Source organism: Rhodobacter sp. P2_H5 (assembly GCF_056403335.1).
In genome coordinates this window covers 1-982 of record NZ_JBFUFS010000078.1, presented here as the reverse complement: position 1 = coordinate 982, position 982 = coordinate 1, and the positions used below count along the sequence as shown (strand labels likewise).

Annotated in this window: 1 protein-coding gene; it reads left to right on the top strand. The window is 67.4% G+C overall.

The genetic code is table 11. The features are described from left to right. A partial coding sequence (locus tag AC1DVR_RS23570) for a ketopantoate reductase family protein (protein WP_478003057.1) occupies positions 1 to 920 on the top strand: 920 nt, incomplete at its 5' end. Positions 921 to 982 lie beyond the last annotated feature (62 nt).

Here is a 982-nt window from a genome sequence, read left to right as displayed (position 1 = left end):
TTGCCAACATGCTGGTCGGACGCGGGCCGCAGCTGGAGCGTTTGCGGCGCCACGGCCTGTCCTATCGCCGCCCGGATGCCATCCGCCAGATCGCGCTGAACGTCACCGATCTGGATAGTCTGCACCTGACGCCCGACGATATCCTGCTGCTGGCCGTCAAGGCCCAGGATGTCGAGGATCTGACCGCGCGGCTGGCGCAGATCCCCTTGGCCACTTCCTTGCCGGTGGTGACGCTGCAAAACGGGTTGGAGTCCGAACGGATCGTCGTCCGCCGCTTTCCCCGCCTCTATTCCGCCGTCGTGCGCACACCGGCGATTTATACCGAGGTCGGCAAGGTGCGGGTTCTGGCCTTCCCGCAGTTTGCCGCAATCTCGATCGGGCGCTATCCGGAGGGCCGCGACCGGGTGTCGGCGCGGCTGACCGCAGACTTCACCCTTGCCGGAGCGCTGGTGGAAGAACGCGCCGACATCCTGCGCTGGAAGGCGCAGAAACTGACCTACAACGTCCGCAACGTGGTGGAACTTTTCACCGCCGCGCCCGCCGAGGCGCTGCGGGTGGCCGATGCGCTGTCGCAGGAGGCAGAGACGGTCCTGCGGGCCGCCGGGTTCGATCCGGCAACCGAGGCCGACCGCAAGGTCAGCCTTGCAGGCTGGCAGGTGCGGCGCGATCCCGACGATCCCGGCGGGCAATCGACCTGGCAAAGCTTCGTGCGCGGTGCCCGCCACGAAGTGGATTTCCTCAACGGCGAGATCGTGCTGCAAGCCCGGCTGCACGGGCTGGCAGCGCCCTGGAATGAAGCCGCCCAAACGCTGGCCGATGGCCTCGCGGCGCAGGGTGGCAAGCCCGGTGACCTCCCCCTGGAAAAGCTGGTGTCGCGGGCACAGGCGACAGGTGCGCGTGACGCGGTGGCGGCCCAATGACGACCGCGGTCCGCTCCACCCTTGCCAGCCATATCCTTGATGTGGCGAGCAATCTGTTCTTC